5 protein-coding genes are annotated in these 6,307 nt (G+C 35.7%); all 5 read left to right on the forward strand.

Features of this window, described 5'->3' with window-relative positions; translation table 11 throughout:
• Positions 1-117 precede the first annotated feature (117 nt).
• Positions 118-1,800: a phosphoethanolamine transferase gene (locus ACTRWE_RS18605; protein ID WP_016899341.1), complete on the forward strand. Its 1,683-nt coding sequence runs from the start codon at positions 118-120 to the stop codon at positions 1,798-1,800.
• 3 nt (positions 1,801-1,803) lie between these two features.
• Complete coding sequence (locus ACTRWE_RS18610) at positions 1,804-2,169, forward strand: diacylglycerol kinase (RefSeq protein WP_010558014.1); 366 nt, start codon at positions 1,804-1,806, stop codon at positions 2,167-2,169.
• A gap of 27 nt (positions 2,170-2,196) precedes the next feature.
• On the forward strand, positions 2,197-2,955 hold the full coding sequence (locus tag ACTRWE_RS18615; protein ID WP_010558013.1) for a COG4705 family protein: 759 nt from the start codon (positions 2,197-2,199) through the stop codon (positions 2,953-2,955).
• An 84-nt stretch (positions 2,956-3,039) separates the two neighbouring features.
• Positions 3,040-5,010, forward strand: coding sequence for an LTA synthase family protein (locus tag ACTRWE_RS18620; RefSeq protein ID WP_016899340.1), 1,971 nt, complete (start codon positions 3,040-3,042; stop codon positions 5,008-5,010).
• A gap of 508 nt (positions 5,011-5,518) precedes the next feature.
• The gene (locus tag ACTRWE_RS18625; protein WP_462880469.1) at positions 5,519-6,262 is read left to right on the forward strand and encodes a hypothetical protein; all 744 of its coding nucleotides are present in this window, start codon (positions 5,519-5,521) and stop codon (positions 6,260-6,262) included.
• The last annotated feature ends 45 nt before the right edge of the window (positions 6,263-6,307 follow it).

Genomic DNA, 6,307 nt, shown 5'->3' on the forward strand with positions numbered 1-6,307 from the left:
CTTTGCCATTTATCAGTTTGAACTAAGCAAATCTTAAGTTAACAAAATTACCATAAAGCCATACTCATAAGAGGTGTCTTTATGAAAAAGCATTACATTCTTTCTAAGGTAAGTTAAGTGTACAAAATTATCAATTTTTTAAACCAAATTAAGCTCACAACTAATCAATTAGTGATTTATACCTGCGTATACATCACTTTAGTTTTGAATTTCCCATTTTTAAGTAAAATAACGACAGTGGTTACAGCCCTTGAATCTTACAATCTTTTTTTCTTACTGTCTGTCCCTGTTTTTTTATTGGCATTGTCTATTTTCGTTCAATGCTTTTTATCCTTTCGATGGATAACAAAACCACTACTCATCTTATTGGTTTTATTGTCGTCTGTTCTTTTTTATAGCACTGTGACATACGGTATAGTTTTTGATTATGGCATGATCCAAAATACAGTTGAAACGGATACGGCTGAAGCATTTTCTTATTTTAACTTCTCCGCAATATTGTTCTTTCTATTTTTTGGAGTAATACCTTCACTTCTTATTGCCAACGTTCAATTGACCTATAGTTCTTTTGTCGGGGAATTGCTCGCACGGATAAAATTACTTAGCGGCAGTGTCGGTGTAATATTTCTAATTGCAATAGTATTTTATTCAAACTATGCATCTGTTGGCCGAAATAATCGCGATTTAGTGGGCTATCTAACGCCATATGCCTTGATTGATTCAACAGTAAAATATGTTCGAAAAAACTATTTGTATCCTCCGTTAAAATTCAGCCTGTTAGACACGTCTCCAACCATTAAAAATGATGATAGTAACAAAAGTATTACTGTTTTAGTGCTAGGTGAAACAGCAAGATCCCAAAATTTTTCTTTAAATGGTTATGAAAAGCAGACCAATAGCCTAACTAAAGACTTAGGCGTTGTTTCATTTAAAGATGTTACCTCCTGTGGAACAGCAACCGCGGTATCTGTACCTTGTATGTTTTCAAGGTTAAACAAAAACAACTACGAGAAAAGAGTGGCGGTAGCACAACAAAATGCCGTTGATTTAATTCACTTGGCAGGAGCTGAAGTGTATTGGATCAGCAATAATAATGGTAGCTGCAAAGGCGTTTGCTCAAGGGTAAAAACGGAGCAGATTTCTACTAATAGTAAAAATCCATTATGTGATGATGAGTACTGTTTCGATGAAGTTCTGGTTGACGAATTAAGAAAGAAACTTCATTCATTGAAAAGCGACAATACACTAATAGTACTTCATATGATCGGCTCTCATGGACCAACTTACTACCGACGCTACCCCAAAGATAAACGAGTATTTTCTCCTGACTGTCAACGTAGTGATATCCAAAATTGTAGTCAAGAGGAACTGGTTAATACCTACAACAACACTATTGCTTATACTGATTTAGTCTTGTCAGAAATCATCACAGAACTTGCAGCATTGAGCAATGAGAACAATATCAAAACATCAATGATTTATGTTTCTGATCACGGTGAATCTTTGGGCGAAAGTGGCGTGTATTTACATGGTTTACCTTACGCATTTGCACCAGAAGAACAAACAAAAGTGCCATTGATTTATTGGGGGGATAAATTACATCACAAAGCCAAGTTAGATTGTTTAAATAAAATTAGTGAACAGCCTATATCTCATGACAACGTATTCGATATTTTACTTGCTGAAATGCAAGTAAAGTCAAAAGTTTATCAACCTAAAAACAACCCTTTTAATCATTGTACTAATGGTGTTTCCGTAGCAAATGCAAAGTCACCAACAATTTCTCAAGGAGTAAACTAATCCGTGTTTGATAGTGAAAACAAGCCTAAAGGTTTTAATCGAGTTTATCTCGCAACATTAAATTCAACTAGAGCGTTCAAATGGCTCCTAAGGAATGAAGCCGCATTCAGACAAGAGTTACTGTTGCTCATATTGTCGATCCCCGTAACTTTCTTGTTCAATATTACACTGAAAGAGCAACTCATACTTATCATTGCGGTACTGTTCATTATGTTTACCGAGATAGTAAATACTGCAATAGAGGCAGTCGTTGACCGTATTGGTTTCGAAATACACCCACTGTCAGGTTTAGCGAAAGATTTAGGGTCTGCCGCAGTATTAGTGAGTATAGTGATTGCTATATGTATTTGGTTGGTAGTTCTTTTTTAATGACATACTCACATAGAGGAATTTTATATGAACAAACAATTTAACGATGCTCTGATAAAAGTACCTCAATTAACAATAGGGTTTTGGATAATAAAAATACTCGCGACTACGTTAGGTGAAACAGGTGGTGATGCTGTTTCAATGTCAATGAATTTGGGCTATTTAGTTGGAACTGTAATCTTTATGTCCTTTTTTATTGCTGCTGTTATTATGCAAGTAAAATCTACAAAATTTAGCCCGTTTATTTATTGGATCACTATTATTGCATCAACGACAGTGGGGACAACACTTGCTGATTTTGCCGATAGATCGTTGGGAATTGGGTATTTAGGAGGTTCAACTCTATTAGCTACTCTCTTAATTATTACATTGGCTATTTGGTATAGAACAATTGGAAGTATCAGTGTTTCTTCTATTGACAACCCTAAAGCTGAATCGTTTTACTGGTTAACCATTATGTTTTCTCAAACACTTGGGACTGCACTGGGAGACTGGACTGCTGATACTGCTGGATTGGGTTATATTGGAGCTGCATATATTTTCAGTACAGGCTTAGGAATTGTATTAACCCTATATATGTTCACTAAAGTATCTAGAACAATGTTATTTTGGCTTGCATTTGTTTTGACTCGTCCCTTAGGCGCGGTTGTTGGTGACTTTTTAGACAAGCCTGTTGCGCACGGTGGTTTGGAATTGAGTAGATATTCAGCTACCGCGACACTACTGTTTGTAATAGTAGTTTTGATCATACTTCTACCTCAACGACCTGCTTTAAAACAACATTAATGTCTAATTATCAGTTTTAATTAAGCAATTCTTAAGTTTAACCTAATACAGTAAACATCGTGTTATTCACTAAAAAGAATTGCGATGTTTACTTCTATCTACAGCTTTATCAGACCATTCCTACTATTCTCTGTTTCTGTCATGCTATTCCTAACCTTAGTACGAACAGGGTTGGCTATCTGGCAATTAGATAGATTTAATGACTTAAATAGTATATGGAGCCTAATCACAAATGGCTTTCGTATAGACTTAAGTAGCGTAGGTTACTTATGCGCCATCCCGGCGTTATTGCACCCTTGGGTGTCAAAAACTAGATTTCAAGAATATTGGTCATTAGTTTTGCGAATTTGGTTTCTGATCTGCTTTATGGGCATATTGTTTTTTGAATTAGCAACTCCCGCATTTATCAATGAATACGGCTTTAGACCAAACAGGCTATTTATTGAATATCTAGCTTATCCTGATGAAGTGTCTAAAATGCTGGTGAATGGTCATTTGATAACAATATTGATAGTGTTTGCTCTATTGCTATTTCCTGTTAAAAAAATATGGCAGTTTACTGATCACGTAGTCTCTAACAAAGTAAAAGAAGATAACGCAGCAATCGGAAGTAGGCTGGTTTCTTGTTTGATGCTTTTTGTAATAATTGCTTTATCTGCACGAGGGACATTAGGCCACAGACCAATCAATCCTGCCTTAGTGTACTTTTCCACTGACCCACTAGTTAATTCACTTACATTAAATTCGACCTACAGTGTTGCTTATGCGCTTAATCAATTCGGTGATGAAAAAAATGCAGCTAAGTTGTATGGCAAGATGGAAGATGATCGAGTTATTGAGCTAGTTCGTCAGGAGTCAAAACAACCTTTAGACAGCTTCAAAAACGATAACTTACCCACTTTAAGTAAACGCTCTCCGAGCTTTAAGGGACAACCAAAAAACTTGGTAATAATCTTAGAAGAAAGCTTAGGTGCCCAATATGTATCATCTCTTGGTGGAATCCCGCTAACACCTGAAATTGATAAATTAAATCAAAAAGGCTGGGCATTTAAACGATTGTACGCAACAGGCACTCGCTCCGTTAGAGGTATTGAAGCAGTTATAACTGGCTTTACTCCAACGCCCTCTAGGGCAGTTGTTAAGTTAGATAAATCGCAAAAGGACTTCTTTACTATTGCATCTCTGCTCAAAGAAAATGGTTATGAGGCTCAATTCATTTATGGTGGAGAAAGTCATTTCGACAACATGAAAAGCTTCTTTCTAGGAAACGGCTTTACTGACATTGTTGACTTTAATGATATTGAAAACCCACAATTTGTAGCGTCTTGGGGGGCAAGCGATGGTGATTTGTTTAATCAAGCTGATATTGAATTAACTAAGCTTCATAACGAAGGAAAACCATTTTTTAGTTTCATATTTACGTCAAGTAACCATGATCCATTTGAAATACCTGACGGTATTGTTTCACCAATTCAATACACTGCTGAACAATTACAACAATATGATGACAAAGAATTACTGCGCCATAAAGCCATACAATATGCAGACTATGCCTTAGGACAATTTATTGCAAAAGCAAAAGCGCAAGACTATTGGGAAAATACTATATTCCTCGTTGTTGCCGACCATGATGCGAGAGCAATGGGCAAAGATCTTGTTCCCATTAACAATTTCCACATTCCGGGTGTGATTCTAAACTCAGGTAAAGGACCCACTTTAGATCAACGAATAGTCAGTCAAATCGATTTAGCACCAACACTTTTGTCATTAATGGGTATAGAGAATATTTCACCAATGTTAGGTCAAGACCTAACAGATCCAACGGCTTCTAATAGAGCTATGATGCAGTATGCAGAGAATTTTGCTTATATGGTTAATGATGAAGTAACCATCCTTCAGCCAAGTAAAGCACCTTTGAACTTTCAATATAATTATGAACTCAACACACTATCACCAATAGATGTTAATCATGATACTTCAGAAATTGCATTGGCCCATGTATTGTGGGGAAGTTTGGCGTATAAAAACTATTGGTATTCTCAGCAGGGAAAATAATACTCAACGATAAGTTTAATCAAAAATGAGATGGTGAACATCTGTAGTCGCAATTAGTTTTAAGATGTAATATTGCGGTCGAAAGACCGAAAATGGCACAGAGCTGTCATTCGGCTCTGAGCTGGCACATTTTTGCCCCAAAATGAGTTAACGTAAATCCTCTAATGGCAGCTTTGAGCGAAGCAGGCATTCAACGTGTTAATGAATAAATAATCAATTCTCGTTATGTAATATAATTAGCTTCTCGTTAAAATTTTCATAAACATTTAAGTTGCTAATTTTAAAGCTATTTTTTATGCGTATTCTCGTAATGTAATTTTACCCGTTCTCGAATAAGTAAATTCACGGTTATAGGAGAGTCTAAACAATTGTAATTCCTTTAGGCTATGTGTAAGTTATTAATAATTAAATTAATAAAAATCGTATTTTGATAATTCTGGAAATTGACACATTGAGTGTTAACGGGAATTCTCGGTAATACGCTGTTAGAGCTATCCAGAGGTTAGGCATGCAAAAAATTATTCAAGGAATATCTGACGGTTCTATTTTGCATTTAGATTTAATTGAGGAAATAGGTGAGCACTCAGAAAGGGTAACGATCAATACCTATCCAGACCCTGATCTTATTCGACATGATAGATTCTCACTTAAAGAATACTTTCTAGAAGATGATATTGATTTATCGACAGATTATTCGTTCATTATGAATGCTAACCTAGAGGATTACGGCTTTGTTATCGATGGTGATTTACATACTGATTTAGGAGACGAACGAGGTTTAAGCTATGAGATTGAAGAGGTAAATGAACGTCAAAGAAAAGTAACTTTGAGAGGTATCCTACAGGGAGATTACTCTGATATTGACATGGATGCCGAAGCAGATATCTGCATAACAGGCTTATTAAAAAGCGATTATGTAAATTTAAGCCTCTACAAAGAATTGGCTATTGACGCATATTTATTAGAATCTGAAAATAATATAAAAATGGCTTTTTTTACGTACTTTTCCGCAATGGAAGCAATTATTCGCAGTAAACTTGATGTAATTCAGCTGAAGATTCATACAGAACTTCATGATGCACTAGAGCACTTAGCACTAGATTTAAAAGTTAAAATTGTTGCGAAAGAATCATTTGCTACGGACGATCTAAAACAAGTGCCAATCTGGGGAGAGTTTCAAGGCTTATTACGTGAAGTAAAAAAAATACGAAACCTAATTGCACACGGAAAGTTAGAGAATGAAATTACGTAAGCGCGCAATTAAACCCACATACCAATATTAATGCTACCTATGCAT

It is taken from the genome of Pseudoalteromonas sp. G5_S1_54_S4 (assembly GCF_054968565.1).